This is a genomic window from Streptomyces sp. NPDC002788 (genome assembly GCF_053592115.1).
Genome location: NZ_JBSFVB010000005.1, coordinates 357,611 through 381,211 on the forward strand (window position 1 = coordinate 357,611; position 23,601 = coordinate 381,211).

Sequence of the window (23,601 nt, forward strand, 5' to 3'; positions counted from 1 at the left end):
GGCACTCCCGCCGGGTGGTGACCCGAGGAGCCACCCTTGGCTGCTGAGCTGCACGTCGCGCTGGTCGCGGCCGACCGTGAGGTCTGGTCCGGCCAGGCCACCCTGGTCGTCGCGCGCACCACGTCCGGCGACATCGGCGTCATGCCCGGTCACCAGCCGCTGCTCGGTGTGCTGGAGTCGGGCCCGGTGACCATCCGTACGAGTGATGGCGGGACGGTCGTCGCCGCGGTCCACGGCGGATTCATCTCGTTCGCGGACGACAAGCTCTCGCTGCTGGCCGAAGTCGCCGAGCTGTCGGACGAGATCGACGTCCAGCGCGCGGAGCAGGAGCTGGAGCGCGCGAAGGCGGAGGACGACGCGGAGGCCCGGCGCCGCGCGGACGTCCGTCTGCGGGCGGCGACGGCGGCGCGCTGACTTCGCCCGCCGTGTGATGACGTCACTCAGCCGCGGCTGGGTACCGGAGAGATCCGGACCCAGCCGCGGCTGAGGCGGATGTGGGTGTTTTTACGTTCCGTTACCTAGGAGACGAGGAGGTCGGTGTCGATGGTCCTCGCTCTGACTGTGTGCGGAATCGTGGTGGCCCTCGTGGTGGTGGGACTGTTCGTCTTCGGTCTGCGCCGCCGGCTCATCCAGCGTTCGGGCGGCACCTTCGACGCCAGCCTGCGCTGGGACGCTCCGGAGGAGGGCGACGCGAACGGCAAGGGCTGGGCGTACGGGGTGGCCCGGTACAACGGCGACCGCGTCGAGTGGTACCGCGTCTTCTCGTACTCGCCGCGCCCGCGCCGCGTCCTGGAGCGTTCCGCGATCGAGGTGGCCGGGCGTCGGGTCCCGGAGGGCGAGGAGGAGCTGGCACTGCTCTCCGACCATGTGATCCTGGCCTGTCTGCACCGGGGCACGCGTCTCGAACTCGCGATGAGTGAAGACGCGCTGACCGGTTTCCTCGCGTGGCTCGAGGCAGCCCCGCCCGGACAACGAGTGAATGTGGCGTAGCCGCATTCACTCGTCGGGTGGGGTCCCGGCCGAAGTCCGGGGGAGCGTCAACGTGGGGTAACCCGCCGAACCGTTCTACGAAAGTCCGCTGCTGACCGCGGTCACCAGCTCCCCGTCGCCGGTGTCACCGCTGAACTCCCAGAAGAACGCGCCGCCGAGCTCCTGGCTCTTCGCCCAGGTCATCTTCCCGGCGATCGTGGCCGGAGTGTCGTACGACCACCAGTTGCTGCCGCAGTGCGCATACGCGGTGCCGGCGATGGTGCCCGTGGCCGGGCAGGAGTTCTTCAGGATCTTGTAGTCCTCGACGCCCGCCTCGTACGTGCCGGGAGCCGCACCGGTCGCCGATCCGCCCGGGGCGGACCGGGTGACGCCGGTCCAGCCGCGGCCGTAGAAGCCGATGCCGAGCAGGAGCTTGGCGGACGGGACGCCCTTCGCCTTCAGCTTGGCGATGGCGTCGGCCGAGTTGAAGCCCGCCTGCGGGATGCCGGGGTACGAGGTGAGCGGCGAGTGCGGGGCGGTCGGGCCGTCCTTGTCGAAGGCGCCGAAGTAGTCGTACGTCATCACGTTGTACCAGTCGAGGTACTGGGCGGCGCCGCCGTAGTCGGCTGCGTCGATCTTGCCGCCGGAGGAGCCGTCCGCGGTGATGGCCGCTGTGACCAGGTAGTTCGGGCCGAACTCGGCACGCAGTGCCCGGGCGAGGTTTCTGAACGCCGCCGGGCCGGAGGTGTCGCAGGTCAGGCCGCAGGCGTTCGGGTACTCCCAGTCGATGTCGATGCCGTCGAAGACGTCGGCCCAGCGCGGGTCCTCCACGACGGCCTTGCAGGACTTGGCGAAGGCGGACGCGTTCTGCGCGGCCTGCCCGAAGCCGCCCGAGTACGTCCAGCCGCCGAAGGAGTACAGCACCTTGATGTGCGGGTACGCGGCCTTCAGCCGGCGCAGCTGGTTGAAGTTGCCGCGCAGCGGCTGGTCCCAGGTGTCGGCGGTGCCGCTGACGGACTGGTCGGCGGTGTAGGCCTTGTCGTAGGCGGCGTAGGTGTCGTCGACGGTGCACTGGCCGTCCTTGACGTTGCCGAACGCGTAGTTGATGTGCGTGACCTTCGACGCGGAACCGGACGTCACCAGGTTCTTGACGTGGTAGTTGCGGCCGTAGACGCCCCACTCGGTGAAGTAGCCGAGCTTGACCTTGTCGCCCCTGGGCGGCTCGGTGGTCCCGCCGGTGGTGCGCACCGCGCGGGCGCCGCTGACCGGGCCGGTCTGGTCGGCGGTGTCGCGGGCCTGCACGGAGTAGGAGTAGTCGGTGCCCTCGGTCAGGCCCGTGTCGGTGTACGAGGTGCCCGTCACGGTGGCGACCTTGGTGCCGTCGCGCAGGACGTCGTAGTTCTTGACGCCCTTGTCGTCGGTCGCGGCGGACCAGGTCAGCCTCACCGAGGTGTCGGTGATGCCGGAGGCGGTGGGTGTGCCGGGGGCGCTCGGTGCGCTGTCGCCGGGCTCGGTGGTGCCGCCGTCGCAGCTGCCGCCGTCGAGCTTGCAGTTCGCGGGGGAGCCGGAGCCGCTGCCGTTGAAGCCGAAGGTGACGGAGGCGCCGGGGGCGAGGGTGCCGTTCCAGGACTTGTTCTTCGCGGTCCAGTGGGTGCCGGAGGCGGTGACGTCGGCATCCCAGGACGAGGTGACGGACGTTCCGGAGGGGAAGTCCCACTCGACGGTCCAGGAGCTGATGGCCGTGGTGCCGGTGTTCTTCACCGTCCACTCGCCCTCGAAGCCGGAACCCCAGTCCTGGGTCTTGGCGTAGGTCGCGGTGGCGGACGTGGCTGCCTGGGCCGGGCTCGCCAGGCCGACGAGGCCGGCCAGGGGGAGCAACAGGGTCGCGAATCCCGCCGTGGCTCTGTGTCTGAAGCGCATGCTGCGCCTCCTCGATGGAGTTGTGGGGGGGGGCGTGACTGAGCCTCACGCCACTCATGGTGCGGTGAGGATAGGAAGGTCTGGACCACTGGTCAATAGGTCTGGACCACCGCGAACGGTGACGATCTACGGCCGGATCAGATCCCCAACTCCTGCGCCAGCACCGCCGCTTGTACCCGGCTGCGCAGCTCCAGCTTCCCCAGCAGACGGCTGACGTGGGTCTTCACCGTCGCCTCGGCCATGTCGAGCCGCTCGGCGATGCCCGCGTTGGACAGGCCCTCGCCGAGGCAGGACAACACCTCGCGCTCGCGCCGGGTCAGCTGGCCGAGGACGGCCGGGTCGGCCGCGGGCTCCCGCGCGGGCCTCGCGGCGAACTCCGCGATCAGCCGCCGCGTGACCGCCGGGGCGATCAGCCCCTCCCCGCGCGCGACCGTGCGCACGGCCTCCAGCAAATCCTTCGCCTCGGTGTTCTTCAGCAGGAAGCCCGAGGCGCCCGCGCGCAGCGCCCCGAAGACGTACTCGTCGAGGTCGAAGGTGGTCAGCACGAGCACGTCCGCCAGCTGTTCCCCGACGACCTGCCGGGTCGCCGACACCCCGTCCAGGCGCGGCATCTGCACGTCCATCAGCACCAGGTCCGGTCGCAGTTCGCGAGCCAGCGCCACCGCCTGCTCGCCGTCGGCCGCCTCGCCGACCACCTCGATGTCGGGCGCGCTGCGCAGGATGAGGACCAGGCCGGCACGGACGGCGGACTGGTCCTCGGCGACCAGGACGCGGATCATTCGGGTTCTCCTTCGACGACTGGCAGGGTGGCACGAACGGTCCAGATCTTGCCGTCGGGCGAGTCCTCGGGCCCGGCCTCGAAGGTGCCGTCCAGCAGTGCGGCGCGTTCCCGCATGCCGACCAGGCCGGCTCCGGAGCCGGGGGCACCGGGTCCCTCGCGGTCGCCGTACGGGCTGGTCACCGCGACGGTCAGCACGCCGTCCCGCTGGGCCAGGGACACCGTGACCCGGCCTGGCCCGGCATGCTTGAGGGCGTTGGTGAGGGACTCCTGGACGATGCGGTAGGCGGCGAGTTCGACGGGCGTGGGGACCGTGCCGTGAGTCGCGTCGAGCGTGACGTCGAGGCCGTTGGTGCGGGCGGCCTCGGCCAGGGTGCCGAGTCCGTCGAGGGTGGGGGCGGCGACCGGCTCGGTGTCGCCGCCGGCGTCGCGCAGGATGCCGATCAGCCGGCGCATCTCCGCGAGTCCCTCCACGCTGTTCTCGCGGATGACCACCAGGGCGTCCCGGGAGGTCTTCGGGTCGTCCAGGGAGAGCGCGGCCGTGGAGTGGATGGCGATCGCCGAGAGGTGGTTGGCGATCATGTCGTGCAGTTCGCGGGCCATCCGGGCGCGTTCAACGGTGACCGCCTGGGTGCGGTCCAGCTCGGCGAGCAGCGCGGTCTGCTCGGCGCGCAGCCGGGCCGCCTCGGCGGCGTCGCGGTGGTTGCGGACGATCAGGCCGGTGGCGGCGGGCGCGAAGGCCACCACGCCGGTGACCACGCCGATCAGCAGCGCCTCGGGCTCCCGCCACAACGCGAACGGCACCACCGTGCCGGCCACCGTCAGCAGCCCGGTGATCCTGGGGATGCGGTGGGCCGATGCGGGCGGGCCGTACAGGACGGCCGCGTACATGAGGTCCGTGTACATCATGATCGTCACCAGGTTGCCCTGTGTGACGACGTCCAGGACGATCGCGGCCGTGCCGATCAACAGCGCGGTGCGCGGGGCGGTCCGGCGCAGCAGCTCGCAGCCGGCCATGACCAGCAGCGGCAGCAGGACCGGCCAGCGCCCCGGCAGCAGCACGTACGCCTCGGTGTGCGGACGGGTGGCCAGGCCGAGGCCCCACAGCAGCAACCCGCCGAGCAGACCGCCCAGCGCGACGTGGACGTCGAAGCGGTGCGGGCGGGGGAGTCGGACGGCCATGGCATCATCCAACACGGCCGCCGGGCCCAGCGCCTGATCCCCGCGAAGGGTCCCCGACTGCATCTTTCGATGTACCGCCGCTTCGTCAGTCGCGACGACGATTCCGGCCGTGCCGACCGGGAGCCTGGAGGGTGACCGAGAGGAGCGAACCGTGATCGTCGCCTTGATCGCCGCCTGTGAGATCGGCTTCTGGGTACTGCTGGCGGCCGGGCTGGCCTTCCGCTACCTGCTGCGCATGCCGCGTACGGGGCTGGCGCTGCTGCTGTGCGAGCCGCTGCTGGAGGTCGTCCTGCTGGTCGCCACCGCGCTGGACCTGAAGAACGGCGCGGATCCGAACTGGGCGCACGGGCTGGCCGCGCTGTACATCGGCTACACCGTGGGGCACGGCCACCGCACGGTGAAGTGGCTCGACGGCCACGCCGCCCACCGGTTCGGCGGGGCGCCGCCGCCGGTCAGGCCCCCGCGCCACGGCATGGCGCGGGCGCGCCACGAGGGCAAGGTCTGGACGGGCACGCTGATCGGTGCAGCGGTCGCGACCGGGCTGCTCCAGCTCGCCATCGGGTACGTCGACGACCCGAGCCGGGTCACCTCTCTGGAGAGCTGGCGCTACGTGGCCTGGCGCGCGGCCGGCATCCACGGCCTGATCGCGCTGAGCTACTGGATCTGGCCGCGGAAGGCCCCGGCGGGTGGGTCGGAGGTCGCGCCGGAGAAGGAGAGCGTGCAGCGATGAGCAAGGCGCGGAGAAACCTGGTGGAAGGTGCCGTCACCCTCGTGATCGGCCTGGGGTTGTGGATGTTCACCGGCGACGTGGAGGTCCCCGTCGTCGCCCTCACGAAGGTCGGCGTCGTGATGATGTGCGTCGGCGGCGTGCTGGTCGCCGCCGGGCTGTGGCAGGGCGCGCGGCGCCGGGCCTGAGCGCCGCCTGCCGGGTGCGTTGCGTCGTGGCTGCGCGCGCAGTTCCCCCGCGCCCCTTGAGGGGCGGGCCTCAGCGCTCACCGCCGGGTACCCACAGCACGTCCCCGACCTCCTTGTTGGCCGTCCTCGCGAGGATGAACAGGAGGTCGGAGAGGCGGTTGAGGTAGGTGGCCGTAAGGGGGTTCATCGTGTCGCCGTGCGCCTCCAGGGCCGCCCACGTCGAGCGCTCCGCACGGCGTACGACCGTGCAGGCCTGGTGGAGGAGGGCCGCGCCCGGGGTGCCGCCCGGGAGGATGAAGGAGCGGAGCTTCTCCAGTTGTTCGTTGAAGCGGTCGCAGTCCGCCTCCAGCTTGTCGATGTAGAACTGCTCGACCCGCAGCGGCGGGAACTCCGGGTTCTCCACCACCGGCGTCGACAGGTCCGCGCCCACGTCGAACAGGTCGTTCTGCACGCGGGTGAGGACCTTGACGACCTCCTCGTCCAGGCCGCCCAGCGCGATCGCCGTGCCGATCACCGCGTTCGCCTCGTTGGCGTCGGCGTACGCGGAGATCCGCAGGTCGGTCTTGGCGACCCGGCTCATGTCACCGAGGGCGGTGGTGCCCTGGTCGCCGGTCCTGGTGTAGATGCGCGTCAGATTGACCATGTGGCCAATCTAGACGTTCGTGTGGGAGGGGGTCATCGAGTCGCCCAGGAGTGAGGGAAGCATGCTGCGCCCGCACTCGGAGCACGTCCGCGTCCGCCGCGACGACCCCGACGGGTCGGCGGAAGACACCGGCTCCAGCCTGAGCAGAGGGAAGCGGCCGAGGAACAGCGCGCCCGCACCCAGAAGGGATCGAACCGCCGGAAGGCGAGGCAAGAAAGAGCACGCCGACACGGTCGGCCCGAAGGAACGTACCGGCCCGCGGGCACAGGGGCCCACAGGGCGTGGAGGCCTCGGTGCCAGCCGGTCTGGGAAGCGCCAACCAGCGCGAAACCGCGAGGATTTGGCGCTCCGGCGGCTGAGGCCGCAATCCCCTCGGCTTCGGCCGCCGGGAGGATCCCCGAGTCCGTCGTACGGGACGTGACACGGGTCTCACTCCATGAGACGTGAAACGCGTTACTAAGTCAGGCGCACGCCGCCTCACGAGCGCTAGTGTCCGCCCGAGAGGCAGACATAAGCAGCGCGTCAGGGGAGTCGCACAGTGGCACGGAAGCTCGCCGTCATCGGAGCCGGCCTCATGGGATCCGGCATCGCCCAGGTCTCCGCACAGGCGGGCTGGGAGGTGGTCCTGCGCGACGTCACCGACGAGGCGCTGAGGCGGGGCACCGACGGCATCAAGGCCTCGTACGACAAGTTCGTCGCCAAGGGCAAGCTGGAGGCGCACGACGCCGACGCCGCCCTGGCCCGCATCACCGCGACCACCGACCTGGACGCCGCGGCCGACGCGGACGTCGTCGTCGAAGCCGTGTTCGAGAAGCTCGAGGTCAAGCACGAGATCTTCCGCGCGCTCGACAAGATCGTGAAGGACGAGGCGATCCTCGCCTCCAACACCTCCGCCATCCCGATCACCAAGATCGCGGCCGCGACGGAGCGTCCCGAGCGGGTCGTCGGCACGCATTTCTTCTCGCCGGTGCCGATGATGCAGCTGTGCGAACTGGTCCGCGGCTACAAGACCAGCGACGAAACCCTCGCCACGGCCCGGGAGTTCGCCGAGTCGGTCGGTAAGACCTGCATCGTCGTCAACCGTGACGTCGCCGGCTTCGTGACGACCCGTCTCATCTGCGCACTCGTCGTCGAGGCGGCGAAACTGCACGAGTCGGGCGTGGCGAGCGCCGAGGACATCGACCTGGCCTGCAAGCTGGGCTTCGGCCACGCCATGGGCCCGCTGGCGACGGCGGACCTGACGGGCGTCGACATCCTGCTGCACGCCACGAGCAACATCTACGCGGAGTCCCAGGACGAGAAGTTCGCGGCTCCCGAGTCGATGCGCCGGATGGTTGACGCCGGTGACATCGGACGCAAGAGCGGGCAGGGCTTCTACAAGCACTGAATCCGCACACGCCCCGGGGTCCATCACACCCCGGGGTGAATTCGGTATCGGTTCGCTTACAGCAAGCAACCTCTGCGTCCTCCACGCAGTCAGAGGTTGCATCACCCACATCGGAACGCGGAGCACGAGACGCACGCACGGGAGCGCATATGTACATCAGGGGCGACCACGCCGAGCTGGTCGTCGGGGGCCGCCTCGACGTCCGCAGCGCGGCGGACGCCCGTACGGTTCTGCACTCGGCCGTCGACGACGGAGTCGGCGATCTCGTGCTCGACCTGTCCGAACTGGACTCCTGGGACGCCACGGGACTGGGCGTCATCATGGGGGCCCACCGGCGGGCCGGCCGCTGTGGCCGCCGCCTGGTGCTGCGCGCCGTCCCGCCGCAGATGCAGCGTCTGCTGGTGGCCACCCGCCTGCACCGGATCCTGGCGATCGAAGGGGGCATCGGGGTGGAGACACTGCCCCGCGTGTGACGCCTCGTACGGGTGTGAACCCGGCGACCGGGGAGACCCGGACGGACGTCGTCGAATCGTGCGACGGCACAATCCTCACGACACCGTGACGTTACGGACGGCGCGGTACCCCGGACTGTCGTAGATACTGTGCGAAGGTTTAGGGTTCGGCTGCCCGCTGCCATGTCACCCTTCGAGCGGGCCCGGACCAGAAGCGACAGCGCGGTGTGCAGTAAGGCCGGGAGGGGCTTTTCCGAGCACACACACGCTTTTGGGGGGCTTGACCTATGGACCCGAACAACCGGGGACCCGAGGAGTACGGCCACGACCGCGACGGTGAGACGCCGCGTCAGCGCCCGCCCAGGGAATCCCTCACACCCGACTTCGGACAGCACGCGCCTGCGCTGGCCCGCACGGTGCAGCTCGTCTCCGGCGACTTCCTGCTGACCGTCAACCCCGTCGACGGCAGCGAGATAGAGGCCTGCCCGCCCGCCGAACGGCCCGCCCGGCCCGTGAAGCTCACCGCGGCCGAGCGCGCCGAGGCCGACCGCACGGCCCGGCCGCCCGTTCCGCCCGGCCCCGCGCAGCCCGCCCTGCCGCTGCTGGCCCGCCAGGACGAACGCGAGCGTCTGGTCCGCCTGCTCGCCCGCGGCCGCTCCACCCGCCTGACCGGCGCCGCCGGCTCCGGCCGCACCCGGCTCCTCGATCTCGTCGCCGAGGACTGCTCGGACCTCGCCCCCGACGGTGTCGTCCGCCTCAACGGCTTCGGCCGCACCTCCGGTGACCTGCTGTACGACCTGTTCCACGCGGTCTACAGCGCCCCCCTGCACCGCCCGGACCGGGACGAGCTGCTCACCCTTGTCCGTGAGATCGGCGCGGTCGTCGTCCTTGACGACCTCGAGTTCGGCGGCGCCGCCCTCGACGAGCTGCTGGAGGCGACCCCGGAGTGCGCCTTCCTGCTCGGCGCCACCCCGGACGTGCCGGCCCCCTCCGCCGACGCCGCCGTCGAGGAGGTCCTCCTCAGCGGCCTGGAACGCGCGGACGGACTCGACCTGCTGGAGCACGCCGTCGGCCGGCCCCTCACCGACGAGGAGTCAAACTGGGCGGGCGACCTCTGGTTCGAGTCCGAGGGCCTGCCGCTGCGCTTCGTCCAGGCCGGCGCCCTGCTCCGCCAGCGTGACCGGCTGCGCGCCGGCACCAGCGCCGTCGACGAGTTCGGCGTCTTCGAGGACGCGGCCCCCGACACCTGCGACGGGGCCGACGGTGACGACGTACCGCTGCCCTCGCTCGGCGAGGCCGCCGCGCCCGCGCCGCTGCTCGCCTCCCGGCTGAGCGCCTCGGCGCGCGCCACCCTGCGGTTCGCCGTCGCCCTCGACGGCGAGGTCCCGCACCAGGCGCATCTGCCCGCCCTGGTCGGCGACACCCACGCGGACGCCGCGCTCGGCGAACTGGCCGCCTGCGGCCTGGTCTCCCCGGTCGGCTCCCGCTACCGGCTCGCCGCGGGCGTGCAGGCCCAGCTGGAGGCCGCCGGATACGCCGACGAGGCCGAGGCGGGCGCCCGCAGTGCCGCCCAGCACTACTCCTGGTGGGCCGGACACCCCTCGGTCACCCCCGAGCGGGTGTGCGCCGAGGCCGACGCGCTTCTGGCGGCCCTTGCGGTCCTCGGGCCGATCACCCGGCCGCCCGCCGAGGGCGAGGAGAGCGCGGCCGTGCACCTGGCCCGCACCGCGGCACCCGCGTTCGCCGCCGGACTGCACTGGAGCGCCTGGGAACGGTCCGTGCGGTCCGGCGCCGAGGCAGCCCGGCTCGCCGGGGACATCGCCGAAGAGGCCTACTTCCACCACGAGCTCGGCGTCCTCGCCCTGTGCGGGGGTCAGCTCGACCGGGCCCGGGCCGAACTGGAGGCCTCCATCGGCCTGCGCGGGGCCCTCGCCGACAAGCGCGGCACCGTCGCCGGACGCCGTGCCCTGGCCCTGGTCGCCGACCGCTCGGGCACGCCGATCGGGCTCGGGCCGACCGCGGGCGAGGAGGTGCCCGAGGCCCGGTACGAAGAGTCCGCGTCCCCGGCCGGCGGTGTCCCGGCGGCTTTCCCGACGCTCCAGCCGCCCTCGTCCCCGGCCCTCGTCACCCACGCCGGCTCGCCCGCGCCGCGCAATGCCCGGGGCGGCCCCAAGGGCCTGGCCCGGCGCAACCTCGTGGCCTCCGGTGCCGGTGCCCTGCTGGTCGCCGTCCTCGGCACGGTGGTGACCCTCGGCGCCACCTCCGACAAGGATCCCGACAGGCCGTCCGACCAGGTCGGCGTCAACCCGTCGGCCAGCCAGGACGTCAACGACGGCAGCCTGGGCGCCGACCGCCCGGCCAACGACAGCAACGGCGACACGGGCCCGGCGACGAGCCGCCCGACCGACCCGGGCCCGGACGGCACGCCGGGCACCTCGGACGACCCGACACCTTCGGGCGACCCGAGCGGTTCGCAGGACCCCAGCGACCCGGCGTCGCCGTCGAAGCCGCCGTCGTCCTCGCAGCCGCCGTCCACGTCCAAGCCGCCGACGACGTCCAAGCCGCCGACGTCCGAGCCGCCCACCTCGCAGCCGCCCACCTCGCAGCCGCCGACCTCCCAGCCGCCCACCTCGCAGCCGCCGACGCCCGACCCGCCGTCGTCGCCGTCCACGTCGGACTCGGCGAGCGGTCCCGCCTCCAGCGCCCCCGCCACCGCCAGCGCGCCGGAGAGCGGCGGGACGGGCACGCCGAGCAGTTCGCAGTCGGTGATCTGACAGCCGTACACACAGCGGGGCCGGGTCCGTTCCGCGGACCCGGCCCTCGTCGTCGTGAGAAGGGGGTGATCAGAACAGGCGCAGCTTGTCGTCCTCGATGCCGCGCAGCGCGTCGTAGTCGAGGACCTGGCAGCCGATGCCCCGGTCGGTCGCGAGGACGCGGGCCTGGGGCTTGATCTCCTGCGCGGCGAAGACGCCGCGCACAGGGGCGAGATGGGGATCGCGGTTCAGCAGCTCCAGATAACGCGTCAGCTGCTCCACACCGTCGATCTCACCGCGTCGCTTGATCTCCACCGCGACGGTCTTGCCGTCGGCGTCCCGGCACAGGATGTCCACCGGCCCGATGGCCGTCGGGTACTCGCGGCGGATCAGGGTGTAGCCCTCGCCGAGTGTCTCGATGCGGTCGGCGAGCAGCTCCTGAAGGTGTGCTTCCACGCCGTCCTTGATCAGGCCGGGATCGACGCCCAGTTCGTGCGAGGAGTCGTGGAGGACTTCCTCCATCGTGATGATGAGCTTCTCGCCCGCCTTGTTGACGACGGTCCAGACTCCCTCTTCCTCGCCGGCGCCCTCCTTCAGCGTGCAGGGCGGCGACATCCAGTTCAGGGGCTTGTAGGCCCGGTCGTCGGCGTGGATCGAGACGCTGCCGTCCGCCTTCACCAGGATCAGGCGCGGGGCCGAGGGAAGGTGGGCGGTGAGCCGCCCGGCGTAGTCCACGGAGCAGCGGGCAATGACGAGACGCATGGTCGGCAACGCTACTCGACGGGCACCTGTCGAAGCGATTCGCCCTGGAAAACGCATGTTCGGTAATGGCCGATTGTGTGCATGGTGTGCTCAGTGAGAGTGCCTCATCTGCACATTTTCCTGGTGTCGTCACCGTCCGGTGCTTACCGTATGAGCGGGAGGTCGCGATATGTGTACGCAGCGTGTCTGGATCGCGAACTCCCTCATCTGTCCGGCAACCCCTGCTTGGCGGGGGTGCGAGAGGAGAACTCATGTCGCTCGACGTCTCACCGGCCCTACTCGAACAGGCCGAGCGAGGCGAGGTCGACGAAGCGGAATTCGTCGACTGCGTCCGGACCTCCCTGCCCTATGCGTGGGAGATGATCAGCTCCCTGGTGGCCCAGCTGAAGGTGGACGGCGGCGCGTTCGCCGACAACCAGACGCCCCCGCCGGACGAGCAGGCGCGCGGCCAGCTGCTGCGTGCGCTTGCGAGTGACGCGATACGCGGCGCGCTGCAACGGCACTTCGGTGTGCGACTGGCCTTCCAGAACTGCCATCGGGTGGCCGTGTTCCCGCTTGACTCCTCAGTCGACGAGAAGCTGACCCGCTTCACCTCGGTGCGCAGTCAGTTGCTGAACCAGTCGCCCGAGTTCCGGGACTGCTGACGCGGCGCCGTTCGCTTGCCGCTCCGTACGGGGAGGTGCATTTTTTGTACCGGAGCGGCAAGCTTCCCCGTGCCGTCCCCGGCAGCCCGAAGTCCCGCGTGTCGCGCGGTCGTTCTCCGACACCCGGTCACCTCAACGGAGTCGGGGGAGCACCTCGGCGCCGAGCCGGCGCACGTTCTCCTCGGTCGCCGCCAGGTCCCCGGAGCCCTCGACCAGCAGCGCGAAGCGGGAGATGCCGGTCCGCTCGCTGGTCGCCGCCAGCCGGTCGGCGCACAGCCGCGGCGTGCCCACCGGGTGCAGCCCGCAGAGCAGTTCGGTGTACGCCAGGGGGTCGCGCATCCGGCGCGTGCGACCGTCGACCGTGACATGCGCCTCCAGGCCCTGCTTCAGCCAGCCCGGCATCGCCTTCATCAGCGTCTCCGCCGCGTCGACCCGCCGGTCCGCGATCTGGCAGACACCGGCCGACACATGGGACGCGCCCAGGATCTCCTCGGCCGACCGGCCGCAGGCCCGCGCGTGCTGCCGCCACAGTGCGACCATCTCGGCCTTCTCCTCGTCCCCCACGTGCATCCCCAGCAGCATCGACAGCCCGCGCTCGGCCGCCAGCCGCACACTCGCCGGCGACGTGCACGCGACGACGAGCTCCGGCCCCGCGACCTCGGTCAGGGCTTCCGACGGCCGGGGCACCACCGGGACTTCACGGAAGCGGAAACGCTCGCCGTCGGCCGCCACGGACGGTTCGCGCAGCCAGCGCACCAGGATGTCCAGGGACTCCGGAAACCCCTTCTCGTACGCCTCCAGGCCCGCGCCGAACACCTCCAGGTCGACCCACGGCCCGCCGCGCCCGACGCCGAGGGTGAAACGGCCGCCGCTCGTGTGGTGCAGCAGCGCGGCCTGTTCGCCTAGGGTCACCGGGTGGGCGTTGGGCAGGACGCTGACCGCCGTACCGACCCGGATGCGGCGGGTGCGGCCCAGCAGCAGGGCGGCCAGGGTCACGGCCGACGGGCACGTGCCGTACGGCACGAAGTGGTGTTCGGCCAACCAGACCGTGTCGAGCCCGGCCTCCTCGGCCACCTCGGCCGAGCGGACCGCGCGGTGCAGCGCCTCTCCCTCGCCCTGACCGGGGAACTGGGCCCCCAACACGAAACTTCCAACACGCATCGCTTTCCCGCTTCCTTGGCTCCGACAGGAGCTCCCCCACAGGGCATAACCGTCTGACACGTGCCGAGGACACGGCCGGGCGGAGTACTTTGCGGATTGTCTGCAGAACGGGCAGCTCCGCGGGGAACCCGGGGGCGATCCCGCGGGCGGCCCGGCGCGGGGACCGTCCCGCCCGGCCAGGGACTTGTGACGATCGGCGCCGTACGCGTACCCGCGTACGCGCCGCGTAGGCTGGAGCCGGCCCGTGCTTCCTGTATAGCCCCGAGAGGTGTCCCGTGTCCCCGCGTCGCAACCGACCCAAGGGCGCCGGATCGTCCGGCCGGACCTCCGAGGACGACCGCGGCCGCTACGGCGGTTGGCAGTCCTCGGAGCACTGGCAGGGCGAGAGCTGGAGCGTGCGGCACGTGGCGGGCGCGAGCGCGCAGGGCAAGTCGTACCGCTGCCCCGGCTGCGACCAGATGATCCCGGACGGGGTGCCGCACGTGGTGGCCTGGTCCGAGCACACGGGCGTCGACGACCGTCGGCACTGGCACAGAGCCTGCTGGAACGCGCGGGACCGCCGCACCCCGGGGGTGCGGCGGTCCCGTAACGCGCCCAGGTTCTGACGGAACTCAGACGTCCCGCTTCTCCAGCAGCACGAAGGCGGCGGCGAACGCGACGGCCGTCGCGACGAGGATGATCCACAGCGGGTCCCAGCCGGAGGGGCCGGACTCGCTGAGGGAGTTGGAGTAGAAGACGCTGAGCTGGTTCGGGATCGAGTACTCGAACAGGACGTCACGCACGCCCCGCAGCGAATCCGAGAACATGAACAGCGCGATCACCAGCGGGGCGAGCACGGCGCCGATCATGATCGTGATGGCACCCGCGGAGTGGCGGATGATCGAGCCGACGGCGAGCGAGAGCAGACCCAGCAGGGCGATGTAGGCCGCGATGCCGATCGTGCCCTTCAGCCACTCGCCGCCGGAGGGGGACTTGGCGCCGTCGCCCTCCAGCATGGCCACGTGCATGAAGGCCACGAGCGCGGCGGACACGAGCGTCACCACGAAAGCGACCAGGAAGAACACCACGGCCTTCGCCAACAGCACCCGGCCGCGGCTCGGGCAGGCGACCATCGTGGTGCGGATCATGCCGGTGCCGTACTCCGAGGCCGTGGTCAGCACGCCCAGCGTGATGACGCACATGCTGCCGAGCAACAGTCCGAAGAAGCCCAGGCCGAGCGGGCTCTGGCCGCTCAGGGCCGGGTCGGAGTTCGCCACCACCACGCCGGTCAGCGTGCCGATGCCGATGACGAGGAGCACGAACACGCCGAGCGTCCACATCGTGGAGCGCACCGACCTGATCTTCGTCCACTCGGACGCGATGGCGTTCCCGAGGTGCGTGCGCACGACCGGGATCGGCGAGGTGTAACCGGCGTACGGGGCACCGGCCGCCGCCTGCCAGGCGGGCGCGGCCTGCGGCATCTGGGAGTGGGGGCTGCTCATCGGGCGTCCTCGGGCTTGGTCAGATCGGTGGTCGGGGCGGCGGCCGGCGCGGAGGCGGGCGCGGGCGGAGCCGCGGCGGTCGGGGCGGGAGCGGGGGTCGCCGGCGCAGCGGACGCGGGGGCGGCGGGCGCGGAGCCCTGCGGTGCCCTGGGCGCGGGCGAGGCGCCCGCGGCGGCGGTGTGGTCCGCGGGTGCCTGCGGCGCCTGAGGCGTGGACCGCGGTGCCTGCGGGGCGGGCTGCGCGTACGGGTTGGGCATCCCCGCGCCGGGAGCCCCCGGAGCCCCGGCCGCTCCGTAGGGACCCGCGGGTGCCTGTCCCGGCGCGCCCTGTGGTGGCATCGGGACCGGCAGGCCGCCCTGCTGGGGCGGCGGCGGGGCGTACCAGCCGGGCTGGCCCTGGCCGGGCACCGGCATCGGCGGCTGGGCGCCGGGCGGCAGCGGCTGCTGGAGGCCCTCTTTCTGGTCGATGGTCGAGCGGTAGTCGACGGCGCCCTGCGTCATCCGCATGTACGCCTCCTCAAGCGAGGCCTGGTGCGGCGACAGCTCCCACAGCCGTACGTCGTGGTCGTGCGCGATGTCGCTGATGCGGGGGAGCGGCAGCCCGGTCACGCGCAGCGCGCCGTCCTGCTCGGGCAGCACGTGCCCGCCCGACTCGGTGAGCGCGGCCGACAGCTTCTCGCGCTGCTGCGGCTCGCTGTCCGGCGTGCGGACCCGCGCGAAGTCGGCCGAGTTGGCGGAGATGAAGTCCGTCACGCTCATGTCGGCGAGGAGCTGCCCGCGCCCGATGACGATGAGGTGGTCGGCGGTCAGGGCCATCTCGCTCATCAGGTGGGAGGAGACGAAGACCGTACGGCCCTCCGCGGCGAGCGCCTTCATCAGGTTGCGCACCCAGAGGATGCCCTCGGGGTCGAGGCCGTTGACCGGCTCGTCGAAGAGCAGCACCTGCGGGTCACCGAGCAGCGCCGCGGCGATGCCGAGCCGCTGCCCCATGCCCAGGGAGAAGCCCCTGGAGCGCTTCTTGGCGACGTCCTGCAGACCGACGACGCCGAGCACCTCGTCCACCCGCTTGGCCGGGATGCCCGACAGCTGGGCCAGGGACAGCAGGTGGTTGCGGGCGGAGCGGCCGCCGTGCACGGCCTTGGCGTCCAGCAGGGCGCCGACCTGACGGGCGGCGTTGGGCAGCCTGCGGTACGGATAGCCACCGATCGTCACATGCCCGGCTGTCGGGTTGTCCAGCCCGAGGATCATCCGCATCGTCGTCGACTTGCCGGAACCGTTCGGCCCGAGAAAGCCGGTGACGGCTCCGGGCCGCACCTGGAAGGAAAGGTTGTACACAGCGGTCTTGTCGCCGTAGCGCTTGGTCAGGCCGACTGCTTCGATCATGCTCCGCACCCATCGCAAGGTTCAGGACAGCGGGGCACACGCCCCCGTAAGGGTTAGGAGGATATCGAGGCGCTGACGGTTCCGCCCAAGAGCAGGTAAAAGGTCACGTCAAGCCTGTCCCTCTAGGCGTCCCGCTTCTTCAGCAGCACATACCCGCCGATCAGTGCCGCGAGCACCCACAACCCCATGATCCCCAAACCGCCCCAGGGCCCGTACGGGGTGTCGTCGTCGATGGGGGTGACCACCTGCATGATCTTGCTGCCGGCCTGGTCGGGCAGGAACCGGCCGACCTTCTTCGTCGCGTCGACGTTCCCCAGGATGTTGGAGATCAGGAAGAAGAACGGCATCAGGATGCCCAGCGACAGCATCGGTGAGCGCAGCATCGCGGCGACGCCCATGGAGAACATCGCGATCAGCGCCATGTAGAGGCCGCCGCCGAACACGGCCCGCAGCACCCCCGGGTCCCCGATCTCCGCCCGGTGCTCACCCAGCATCGCCTGCCCCAGGAAGAAGGCGGCGAAGCTGGTGACGAGCCCGACCAGCAGGGCCAGCGCGGAAGCGACCGCGATCTTGCTGAACAGGAAGGAGCCGCGCTGCGGCACCGCGGCCAGCGAGGCGCGGATCATGCCGGTGCTGTACTCGTTGGACACGACCAGCACGCCGAACACGATCATCGCGAGCTGGCCGAGGCTCATCCCGGCGAAGCTGATGAACGTCGGGTCGAACTCCGCCCGGTCCTGCGCGTTCATGGAGTCGAACTCGTTCTTCGACAGGGCCGAGATCAGCATGCCGAGGGCGACCGTCACGACCACCACCAGGGAAAGGGTCCACACGGTGGACGCCACTGACCGGATCTTGGTCCACTCCGACCGTACGACCTGCGTCGTCGCCATGCTCAGCCCCTCTTCCAGCCGTCGCCCCACTGCTGCCGTGGCGGCTCGGCACCCGTCTCGCTGTGTGCGTGGTACTCCACCGACTCCGCCGTCAGCCGCATGAACGCCTCCTCCAAAGACGCCTGTTGAGGGCTCAGCTCATGCAGTGTGATCCGGTGCCGTGCCGCCAGCTCACCGATGTGCTCCGCCTTGCCGCCGTCCACCTCCAGCACCCCGTCACCGCTCTCGACGGCCACGACCCCGGCCTGGTGGAGCACATCGAGCAGCCGCTCCCGCTGCGGACTGCGCACCCGGACGTACGACCGTGAGTTGCGGTCGATGAAGTCGGCCATGGAGGTGTCCGCGAGCAGCCGCCCCTGCCCGATGACGACGAGGTGCTCGGCCGTCAGGGCCATCTCGCTCATCAGGTGGGAGGAGACGAACACGGTCCGGCCCTGCGCCGCCAGCGACTTCATCAGGGTGCGGATCCAGTGGATGCCCTCCGGGTCGAGGCCGTTGACCGGCTCGTCGAACATCAGGATGCGCGGATCGCCCAGCAGCGCGGCCGCGATGCCGAGCCGCTGCCCCATGCCCATCGAGAAGCCCTTGGTCTTCTTCTTCGCGACCGCCGACAGCCCGACCGTGTCCAGCACCTCCCGCACCCGGGCGCGCGGAACGCCGTTGCTCTGCGCCAGGCACAGCAGGTGGTTGTAGGCGGTGCGCCCGCCGTGCCAGGCCTTGGCCTCCAGCAGGGCGCCGATGTACGTCAGCGGGTCCTTGAGCTGCTGGTAGTGCTTGCCGTCGATACGGACGTCACCGGCGGTGGGGTGGTCGAGACCGAGGATCATCCGCATGGTGGTGGACTTGCCCGCGCCGTTCGGTCCGAGGAAGCCGGTGACGATGCCCGGTCTCACGGTGAACGACAGGTTGTTGACCGCCACCTTCTCGCCGTAACGCTTGGTCAGCCCCTCCAGCTCAATCATGCCGCCACGCTAGAACGCCGCAAAGCCCTCTGCCACCCGAGCGGCAGAGGGCTTTGCGGAGGTTCAGACTCCGTATGCCGGGCTGTTACCGGGACTGCTGAGCCGGCACCCCGCGGGAGATCGGCTCGTCCTCGGCCGGCGTGCCGGCCGCGGCCACCGCGGCGCCCGTGAGCGTCGCGAGCATCTCGCGGACGTTCGTCAGCTGGGCGTTGATGCTGTCGCGGCGGTTGGTGAGCGCCGCGAGCTCGCGCTCGGATTCCGAACGGATACGGTCGGCCTTGGCGTTGGCGTCGGCCACGATGTCCTCGGCCTGACGCTGGGCCGTCTCCACCGTCTGGCGGGCGCGGCGCTCGGCGTCCGTGCGCAGCTTCTCCGCCTCCAGGCGCAGTTGCTCGGCGCGGTGCTCGATCTCGGCGAGACGCTTCTCCGCCTTCGCCTGACGGGACGCCAGGTCGCGCTCGGACTGCTCGCGGCGCTTGGCGAGGTTCGTCTCGAAGTCGGCGGCGGCCTGCGCGGCCTTGGCGCGGGTCTCCTCGAAGAGGGCGTCCGCCTCCTCACGCTTGGACTGCGCGTCCTTCTGTGCCTCGGCACGCAGCTGGGAGGCCTCGCTCTTGGCCTTCTCGACGATCCGCAGGCCCTCGTCCTCGGCCTTGGCCTTGCGGTCCGCCGAGTACGACTCGGCGTCGTTGCGCACCTGCTGGGCCGCCGACTCGGCGAGCTCACGGTGCTGCTCTGCCGCGCGCCGGGCTTCCTCGCGAAGGTCCTTCGCCTCTTCCTCGGCGAGGCGGAGGATCTTCTCCACGCGTGCGCCGAGGCCCGCGTACGACGGCTCGGTGTCGCTGATCTGGGCCTGGGCGTTCTGCGTCTCGAGGTGGAGCTCCTCGATGCGCTTTTCCAGAGCGGTGATGCGGGCGAGAGCGCTGTCACGGTCGGAGACGAGCTTGGAGATACGTTCGTCCACCTGAGCGCGGTCGTACCCACGCCGCACAAGCTCGAAGCCGTAGGGGGAAGTGTCGCTCATGGGGTTCCTGTCGAATGAGACCGGTGAGGTGATAGGTGGAATCCTAGGGGCCGAAACGGTGTGTCATCGAGCGGATGCGCGTTTGATCTGGAAAATGAGACCCCTTTTGAGTGGCTAAGCGCCGGATGGCTTGCCAAAAATTGGTCAAAGCCCCCGGATGGTGCCGGAATCGGGCTCCCCGGCCCGGCCGGCCCGCTAGCCGTCCGAGGACTTGCCACCCGATCGTGGCGCGCCGACCGTCGCACCCGCCTTGACCCCGTTGTCCTTGGACGCGGAGGGGGCCTCGAAGGACTCCAACGCCTCCAGGACGTCCTGGACACGGGAGATCTCGGCATTGATGTCCTCGCGGCGGCGTACCAGCACCTCCAGCTCGCGCTTGCCCTCCTCGACCGTGCGCTTCGCCTCGCGGATCGCCTCGGCCTTGAGCTCCTCGGCCTCACGGATCAGCGTGGACTTCTTCTGCTCGGCCTCCTTGAGCAGCCCCTCCGCCTTCTTCACCGCGGCGATACGGACCTTGCCCGCCTCGGAGTTGGCCTCCGAGACGATCTCCTTGGCCTTCGCCTGCGCCTTCGCCAGCTGCTCCTCGGCGGCCTTGACGAGGGCGTCGCAGCGGTCGCCGGCCGACTTCATCGCCTCGGCCGACTCGCGGCGGGCCCGCTCGTGCAGCTCCTCGATCTCCGAGGTGATGCGGTCGCGCAGCTCCTCGGCACGCTCCCTTATCTGCGTGGCGTCCCGACGCGCGCCGACCAGCAGCTCGTCCGCGTCCGCCCGGGCCTTCTCCACCCGCGAGTTGCCCTCGACCGTCGCCTCGGACACCAGCCGGTCGGCCTCCGTACGGGCCGCGCCCACCATCGTGTCGGCCTGCTCCTCGGCCTCCGCGGTGGTCTTGTGTGCCTGCTGCTGCGCCTCGGTGAGCAGCTTGTCCGCCTCGGCGGTGGTCTCCGTGATGAGCTTGTCGACCTGCTCGGCCGCCTCGGAGCGCCGCTTGTTGGCGTCCTTGCGGGCCTCGTCAAGCGTGCGGTCGGCCTCCTCGCGCGCGGTGGCGACGAGCCGCTCCGCCTCCGCCTCCGCGTCGGCCTTGACGCGCTGGGCCTCGGTGCGGACCCGCTCCGCGTGCTGCTGCGCCGACCCGACCGTCTCGGCGGCCTCGGCCCGCAGCCGCTCCGCCTCGCCGGTGGCCTCCCCGACCAGCTGGTCGGCCTTGGCGACCGACTCGGCCCGCACCCGCTCGGCCTCCGCGGCCGCCTCGGACCGGACCCGCTCGGCCTCGGAGACGGCTTCGGTGCGTACCCGCTCGGCCTCGGTGACCGTCTCCATCCGCAGCCGGTCGGTCTCCTGGACCGTCTCCGTCGTGAGCCGCTCCGCCTCGTTGCGCGCCTCGGTGATGAGGGCGTCCGCCTGCGTCGCCGCGTCGGACCGGATGCGGTTGGCGTCCTCACGGGCGTCCGCCCGGGTGCGCGCCGCGCTCTGCTCGGCCTCGGCGATCGCGTCGGACGCCTCCGTGCGCACCCGCTGGGCGTGCTCGGCGACATCCGTACGGATCCGCTCCGCCTCCGCGATCGCCTCGGACATCGTCCGCTCGGCGAGCGCCTTGGCGGCCTCGGACTCCTCGTGCGCCTCGCGCCGCAGCCGGCCCGCGTCCTCGCTCGCCCGCTCCCGCTCCGCGTAGGCGTCGGAGCGGACCCGGTCCGCCTCCTCCTGGGCCTCCCGGCGCGTACGCTCCGCCGCGTGCTCGGCGGCGCTGCGCAGCCCGGCGATCTCCTCCTGGGCCTGCTCGTGCAGCCCCGCGACGGAGTCCCGGACCTGCTGCGCGTGCTGTTCGGCCGCGGACACCATCTCCGTGGCCCGCCGGTCCGCCTCCTCGACCAGCCGTACGGCCTCGGTCTGCGCCTCCTCCACGCGCTTGCGCGCCGAGGCCAGCAGCTCCTCGCTCTGCTCGCGGGCCCGCTCGCGCTCCTGGTCGGCCTCCTGCCGGGCGGAGCCGAGGACTTCCTCGGCCTCGCGGCGGCGCCGGTTGGCCTCGTCCCGGGCGGCGGCCAGCGTCTCGGACGCCTCCGCGGCGAGCCGCTCGGCGGCGGCCTGCGCCTCCGCGCGCATCCGGTCCGCGCTCTCCTGCGCCTCCGACTTCAGCCGCTCGGCCTCACTCGCGGCCTCCGACCGCAGCCGCACGGCCACGGCCTCGCCCTCGGCACGCGCCGCGGACGCGTCCGACGCGGCCTCGTCGCGCAGCCGTTCGGCCTCCGTCTCGGCCTGCTGCTGGAGCGTACGGATCCGCTCGGCGGCCTCGGCGCGCAGCCGCTCGTTCTCCTCGGCGGCCTCGCGGCGGATCCGCGCTGCCTCCTCACGGGCGTCCGACAGCGCCTGCTCGGCCGCCGTCAGCCGCTCCTCCGCCTCCGTCTGGAGCCGGGTCAGCTCCTCGGCGGCCTGCGCGCGACGGGCCTCTATGGCCCGCTCGGTGTCCTCGTGCAGCTCCCGCGCCGCGCGCTCGGCGTCCGCCTTGAGGGACTCGGCCTGCTCGACGACCTCCTCGCGGTGACGCTCGGCCTCCTGCCGCGTGCGCTGGAGGGTCTCCTCGGCCTGCCGGCGCAGGGTCGTCGCCCGCTCGATGGCCTCGGTGCGGACCTTCTCGCTGTCCGTCTGGGCCTTCGTGCGCAGCTCGTCCGCGTCGGCCTTGGCCTTGGCGAGCAGCTCCTCGGCGGACTTCGCCGCCTCCTCGATCTGCGCCACCGCCTCCTTGCGGGCCTCGGCGCGGATCTTCTCGCCCTCGTCGACCGCGTCCGACCGCAGCTGCTCGGCCTCGCCGCGCAGCCGGCGGGCCTCCTCCTGCAGCTCGACCGTCTTGGCGCGGTACTCCTTGGTGTCGTCCTTCGCCGCGCCCTTGAGCTGCTCGGCGATGTCGTGCGCCTCGGCGCGCAGCCGGTCCGCCTCGGCCTCGGCCTCCTTGCGGATCCGCTCGGCCTCCTCGGCCGCGGCCTTGGTGGTCTTCTTGGCGTCCTCCGACGCCTTGTTCAGGACCTCCTCGGCGGTCCTCGCCGCCTTGGACAGCTGGGTCGCCGTCTCCTCGGCGGTGAGCGCACGGGCCTTCTCCGAGGCCTCCGCGACGATCTTCTCCGCCTCGGCGCGGGCGTCCGCGACGAGCTGCTCGGCCTCGGACTTGGTGTTCTCGGCCTCCTTCGTGGCCTCCTCGACCAGCCGGGCGACCTGCTCCTTGGCGGTGCGCGTGCGCGTCTCGTTCGCGGTCTCCGCGCTCGCCAGGGCCTTGGCGGCGGCCTCCTTGGCCTCGGCGACCAGCTTCTCCGACTCGGACTGCGCCTTGCGCAGCGCCTCCTCGGCCTCGGCCATCCGCTGCTCGGCGGCCTTGCTCAGCTCCTGGGCCCGGCGGCGCGCCGACTCCGACTCCGAGGCGGTGGACGTCCGCAGCTGCTCGGCGTGGTCGGTGGCCTCCTGAGCCTGCGTGGAGGCGGCGTTGAGGAGCCGCTCGGCGTCCGTGCGGGCGCGGCGCAGGATCTGCTCGGCCTCGGCACGGGCCTCCTCGGCCGCGCTCGTCAGCCGCTGCCGGGCCTCGGTCGCCAGCCGCTCGGCCTCCGCGCGGGCGGTGGCCAGGGACTGCTCGGCCTCCGCCCGGGACTCCTCCAGCAGCCGGCGCGCCTGCTGCTCGGTGCGGGCCCGCAGCTGCTCCGCCCACGCCACGTTCTCGTTGACGTGCGACTCGACCGTCTGGCGGCGCTCGGCCAGCTCCTGGTCCAGCTGCTGGCGGCGGGTCACCGCCTCCTGGTGAAGCTCCGCCTGGAGCCGGGCCGCCTGCTCGGCGTGCTCCTGGAGGATCCGCTGGGTCTGCGCCCTGGCCTCGCTCAGCTCCCGCTCGGCGTCCGTACGGATCTGGTCGGCCTGCACCTGCGCGTTGCGCAGCAACTGCTCGGCCTGCCAGCCGATGTCGCCCCCCTCGAAGGAGGGCCGGGACATGATGGTGCGCCGCGCCTCGTGCAGCTTGGCGCGCAGCACCTCGACCTGGTAGCCGAGGTCCTCGGCGTGCTGGATCGCCTTTTCCCGCTCGGTCTTCAGCCGCTTCATCTCGGCTTCGAACCGAGAGAGGTGGTCGACGTCAGCCGCCGGCTCTCGCTCCTGGCTCTCGTAGCCCCGCACTGCGCGGTCCCATCCGTCCCCTGGTCGCAACTCTCTCCAAACGAGCTCCGTCCATCCGCCGAACGGGGCCCCCGGGGAATGGTGTCAGATCATCGGCGGAGCAGAGGCCGCTGCCCCGACGCTCGTCCCCCGAAACCCGGACCCCGGTGGTCC

The 23,601-nt window shown here is 71.7% G+C and carries 21 protein-coding genes; 9 read left to right on the forward strand and 12 right to left on the reverse strand.

Going from position 1 to position 23,601, the window contains the following annotated elements; all coding sequences use genetic code 11:
• Positions 1-36: 36 nt before the first annotated feature.
• The gene (locus ACWD1U_RS12715) at positions 37-414 is read left to right on the forward strand and encodes a F0F1 ATP synthase subunit epsilon (protein WP_031117493.1); all 378 of its coding nucleotides are present in this window, start codon (positions 37-39) and stop codon (positions 412-414) included.
• Between the two features lie 129 nt (positions 415-543).
• On the forward strand, positions 544-990 hold the full coding sequence (locus ACWD1U_RS12720) for a DUF2550 domain-containing protein (protein ID WP_451106907.1): 447 nt from the start codon (positions 544-546) through the stop codon (positions 988-990).
• Between the two features lie 75 nt (positions 991-1,065).
• On the opposite strand, the gene ACWD1U_RS12725 is transcribed toward ACWD1U_RS12720, so the two are convergent.
• The 3 genes from ACWD1U_RS12725 to ACWD1U_RS12735 form a co-directional block, all read right to left on the reverse strand.
• Positions 1,066-2,889 (reverse strand): glycosyl hydrolase family 18 protein, encoded by a 1,824-nt coding sequence (locus tag ACWD1U_RS12725; protein WP_451106909.1) that lies wholly within the window; start codon positions 2,887-2,889, stop codon positions 1,066-1,068.
• 137 nt (positions 2,890-3,026) lie between these two features.
• A complete protein-coding gene (locus ACWD1U_RS12730) occupies positions 3,027-3,668 on the reverse strand; it encodes a response regulator (RefSeq protein ID WP_451106910.1) in 642 nt (213 codons plus the stop codon).
• Positions 3,665-4,849: a sensor histidine kinase gene (locus ACWD1U_RS12735; protein ID WP_451106912.1), complete on the reverse strand. Its 1,185-nt coding sequence runs from the start codon at positions 4,847-4,849 to the stop codon at positions 3,665-3,667. Before ACWD1U_RS12735 ends, ACWD1U_RS12730 begins: the two co-directional genes overlap by 4 nt.
• Before the next feature lie 151 nt (positions 4,850-5,000).
• On the opposite strand from ACWD1U_RS12735, the gene ACWD1U_RS12740 reads away from it, so the two are divergent.
• Positions 5,001-5,579, forward strand: coding sequence for a hypothetical protein (locus tag ACWD1U_RS12740; RefSeq protein ID WP_451106914.1), 579 nt, complete (start codon positions 5,001-5,003; stop codon positions 5,577-5,579).
• Positions 5,576-5,764, forward strand: coding sequence for a DUF5708 family protein (locus tag ACWD1U_RS12745; RefSeq protein ID WP_451106915.1), 189 nt, complete (start codon positions 5,576-5,578; stop codon positions 5,762-5,764). The genes ACWD1U_RS12740 and ACWD1U_RS12745 overlap by 4 nt, the downstream gene beginning before the upstream one ends.
• Before the next feature lie 70 nt (positions 5,765-5,834).
• On the opposite strand, the gene ACWD1U_RS12750 is transcribed toward ACWD1U_RS12745, so the two are convergent.
• Positions 5,835-6,407 (reverse strand): cob(I)yrinic acid a,c-diamide adenosyltransferase, encoded by a 573-nt coding sequence (locus tag ACWD1U_RS12750; protein WP_451106917.1) that lies wholly within the window; start codon positions 6,405-6,407, stop codon positions 5,835-5,837.
• A gap of 538 nt (positions 6,408-6,945) precedes the next feature.
• On the opposite strand from ACWD1U_RS12750, the gene ACWD1U_RS12755 reads away from it, so the two are divergent.
• From ACWD1U_RS12755 to ACWD1U_RS12765, 3 genes are all read left to right on the forward strand, one after another.
• Positions 6,946-7,794 (forward strand): 3-hydroxyacyl-CoA dehydrogenase family protein, encoded by an 849-nt coding sequence (locus ACWD1U_RS12755; protein WP_451106919.1) that lies wholly within the window; start codon positions 6,946-6,948, stop codon positions 7,792-7,794.
• A gap of 149 nt (positions 7,795-7,943) precedes the next feature.
• A complete protein-coding gene (locus tag ACWD1U_RS12760; protein ID WP_451106921.1) occupies positions 7,944-8,267 on the forward strand; it encodes an STAS domain-containing protein in 324 nt (107 codons plus the stop codon).
• Between the two features lie 266 nt (positions 8,268-8,533).
• Positions 8,534-11,020, forward strand: a complete 2,487-nt coding sequence (locus tag ACWD1U_RS12765; protein WP_451106922.1) for an ATP-binding protein — start codon at positions 8,534-8,536, stop codon at positions 11,018-11,020.
• Positions 11,021-11,089: 69 nt separating this feature from the next.
• Here the strand turns inward: ACWD1U_RS12765 and nucS are convergent, their stop codons facing one another.
• The gene (nucS, locus tag ACWD1U_RS12770; RefSeq protein WP_451106924.1) at positions 11,090-11,761 is read right to left on the reverse strand and encodes an endonuclease NucS; all 672 of its coding nucleotides are present in this window, start codon (positions 11,759-11,761) and stop codon (positions 11,090-11,092) included.
• 251 nt (positions 11,762-12,012) lie between these two features.
• Here nucS and ACWD1U_RS12775 point away from each other — a divergent pair, with 251 nt between their 5' ends.
• The gene (locus ACWD1U_RS12775) at positions 12,013-12,405 is read left to right on the forward strand and encodes an SCO5389 family protein (RefSeq protein ID WP_451106926.1); all 393 of its coding nucleotides are present in this window, start codon (positions 12,013-12,015) and stop codon (positions 12,403-12,405) included.
• Between the two features lie 132 nt (positions 12,406-12,537).
• Here the strand turns inward: ACWD1U_RS12775 and ACWD1U_RS12780 are convergent, their stop codons facing one another.
• Positions 12,538-13,566: an LLM class flavin-dependent oxidoreductase gene (locus tag ACWD1U_RS12780; protein ID WP_451106928.1), complete on the reverse strand. Its 1,029-nt coding sequence runs from the start codon at positions 13,564-13,566 to the stop codon at positions 12,538-12,540.
• A gap of 275 nt (positions 13,567-13,841) precedes the next feature.
• Between ACWD1U_RS12780 and ACWD1U_RS12785 the strand changes: the two genes are divergently transcribed.
• Positions 13,842-14,171, forward strand: coding sequence for an ATP/GTP-binding protein (locus tag ACWD1U_RS12785; protein WP_451106930.1), 330 nt, complete (start codon positions 13,842-13,844; stop codon positions 14,169-14,171).
• 6 nt (positions 14,172-14,177) lie between these two features.
• On the opposite strand, the gene ACWD1U_RS12790 is transcribed toward ACWD1U_RS12785, so the two are convergent.
• The 6 genes from ACWD1U_RS12790 to scy all read right to left on the reverse strand — a co-directional run bounded on the left by ACWD1U_RS12790 (position 14,178) and on the right by scy (position 23,448).
• Positions 14,178-15,047, reverse strand: a complete 870-nt coding sequence (locus ACWD1U_RS12790; protein WP_451106932.1) for an ABC transporter permease — start codon at positions 15,045-15,047, stop codon at positions 14,178-14,180.
• Positions 15,044-16,429: an ATP-binding cassette domain-containing protein gene (locus ACWD1U_RS12795; RefSeq protein ID WP_451106934.1), complete on the reverse strand. Its 1,386-nt coding sequence runs from the start codon at positions 16,427-16,429 to the stop codon at positions 15,044-15,046. Before ACWD1U_RS12795 ends, ACWD1U_RS12790 begins: the two co-directional genes overlap by 4 nt.
• Before the next feature lie 122 nt (positions 16,430-16,551).
• Positions 16,552-17,322: an ABC transporter permease gene (locus tag ACWD1U_RS12800; protein ID WP_451106935.1), complete on the reverse strand. Its 771-nt coding sequence runs from the start codon at positions 17,320-17,322 to the stop codon at positions 16,552-16,554.
• A gap of 2 nt (positions 17,323-17,324) precedes the next feature.
• A complete protein-coding gene (locus ACWD1U_RS12805) occupies positions 17,325-18,284 on the reverse strand; it encodes an ABC transporter ATP-binding protein (protein ID WP_451106937.1) in 960 nt (319 codons plus the stop codon).
• A gap of 85 nt (positions 18,285-18,369) precedes the next feature.
• The gene (locus ACWD1U_RS12810; RefSeq protein ID WP_451106939.1) at positions 18,370-19,305 is read right to left on the reverse strand and encodes a cellulose-binding protein; all 936 of its coding nucleotides are present in this window, start codon (positions 19,303-19,305) and stop codon (positions 18,370-18,372) included.
• Between the two features lie 195 nt (positions 19,306-19,500).
• Positions 19,501-23,448 carry a polarized growth protein Scy gene (gene scy, locus ACWD1U_RS12815; RefSeq protein ID WP_451106941.1) on the reverse strand — a complete coding sequence of 1,316 codons (3,948 nt, stop codon included), beginning with the start codon at positions 23,446-23,448 and terminating at the stop codon, positions 19,501-19,503.
• Between the last annotated feature and the right edge of the window lie 153 nt (positions 23,449-23,601).

Excerpts from the sequence above, each read along its gene's own strand:
- ACWD1U_RS12760 (WP_451106921.1), top strand. The coding sequence starts at position 7,944 with ATGTACATCAGGGGCGACCACGCCGAGCTGGTCGTCGGGGGCCGCCTC.
- ACWD1U_RS12765 (WP_451106922.1), top strand. The coding sequence starts at position 8,534 with ATGGACCCGAACAACCGGGGACCCGAGGAGTACGGCCACGACCGCGAC.
- ACWD1U_RS12720 (WP_451106907.1), top strand. The coding sequence starts at position 544 with ATGGTCCTCGCTCTGACTGTGTGCGGAATCGTGGTGGCCCTCGTGGTG.
- ACWD1U_RS12790 (WP_451106932.1), bottom strand. The coding sequence starts at position 15,047 with ATGAGCAGCCCCCACTCCCAGATGCCGCAGGCCGCGCCCGCCTGGCAG.
- ACWD1U_RS12780 (WP_451106928.1), bottom strand. The coding sequence starts at position 13,566 with ATGCGTGTTGGAAGTTTCGTGTTGGGGGCCCAGTTCCCCGGTCAGGGC.
- ACWD1U_RS12725 (WP_451106909.1), bottom strand. The coding sequence starts at position 2,889 with ATGCGCTTCAGACACAGAGCCACGGCGGGATTCGCGACCCTGTTGCTC.
- ACWD1U_RS12800 (WP_451106935.1), bottom strand. The coding sequence starts at position 17,322 with ATGGCGACGACGCAGGTCGTACGGTCGGAGTGGACCAAGATCCGGTCA.
- ACWD1U_RS12805 (WP_451106937.1), bottom strand. The coding sequence starts at position 18,284 with ATGATTGAGCTGGAGGGGCTGACCAAGCGTTACGGCGAGAAGGTGGCG.
- ACWD1U_RS12730 (WP_451106910.1), bottom strand. The coding sequence starts at position 3,668 with ATGATCCGCGTCCTGGTCGCCGAGGACCAGTCCGCCGTCCGTGCCGGC.
- nucS (WP_451106924.1), bottom strand. The coding sequence starts at position 11,761 with ATGCGTCTCGTCATTGCCCGCTGCTCCGTGGACTACGCCGGGCGGCTC.
- ACWD1U_RS12775 (WP_451106926.1), top strand. The coding sequence starts at position 12,013 with ATGTCGCTCGACGTCTCACCGGCCCTACTCGAACAGGCCGAGCGAGGC.
- ACWD1U_RS12735 (WP_451106912.1), bottom strand. The coding sequence starts at position 4,849 with ATGGCCGTCCGACTCCCCCGCCCGCACCGCTTCGACGTCCACGTCGCG.
- ACWD1U_RS12810 (WP_451106939.1), bottom strand. The coding sequence starts at position 19,305 with ATGAGCGACACTTCCCCCTACGGCTTCGAGCTTGTGCGGCGTGGGTAC.
- ACWD1U_RS12745 (WP_451106915.1), top strand. The coding sequence starts at position 5,576 with ATGAGCAAGGCGCGGAGAAACCTGGTGGAAGGTGCCGTCACCCTCGTG.
- ACWD1U_RS12750 (WP_451106917.1), bottom strand. The coding sequence starts at position 6,407 with ATGGTCAATCTGACGCGCATCTACACCAGGACCGGCGACCAGGGCACC.
- ACWD1U_RS12795 (WP_451106934.1), bottom strand. The coding sequence starts at position 16,429 with ATGATCGAAGCAGTCGGCCTGACCAAGCGCTACGGCGACAAGACCGCT.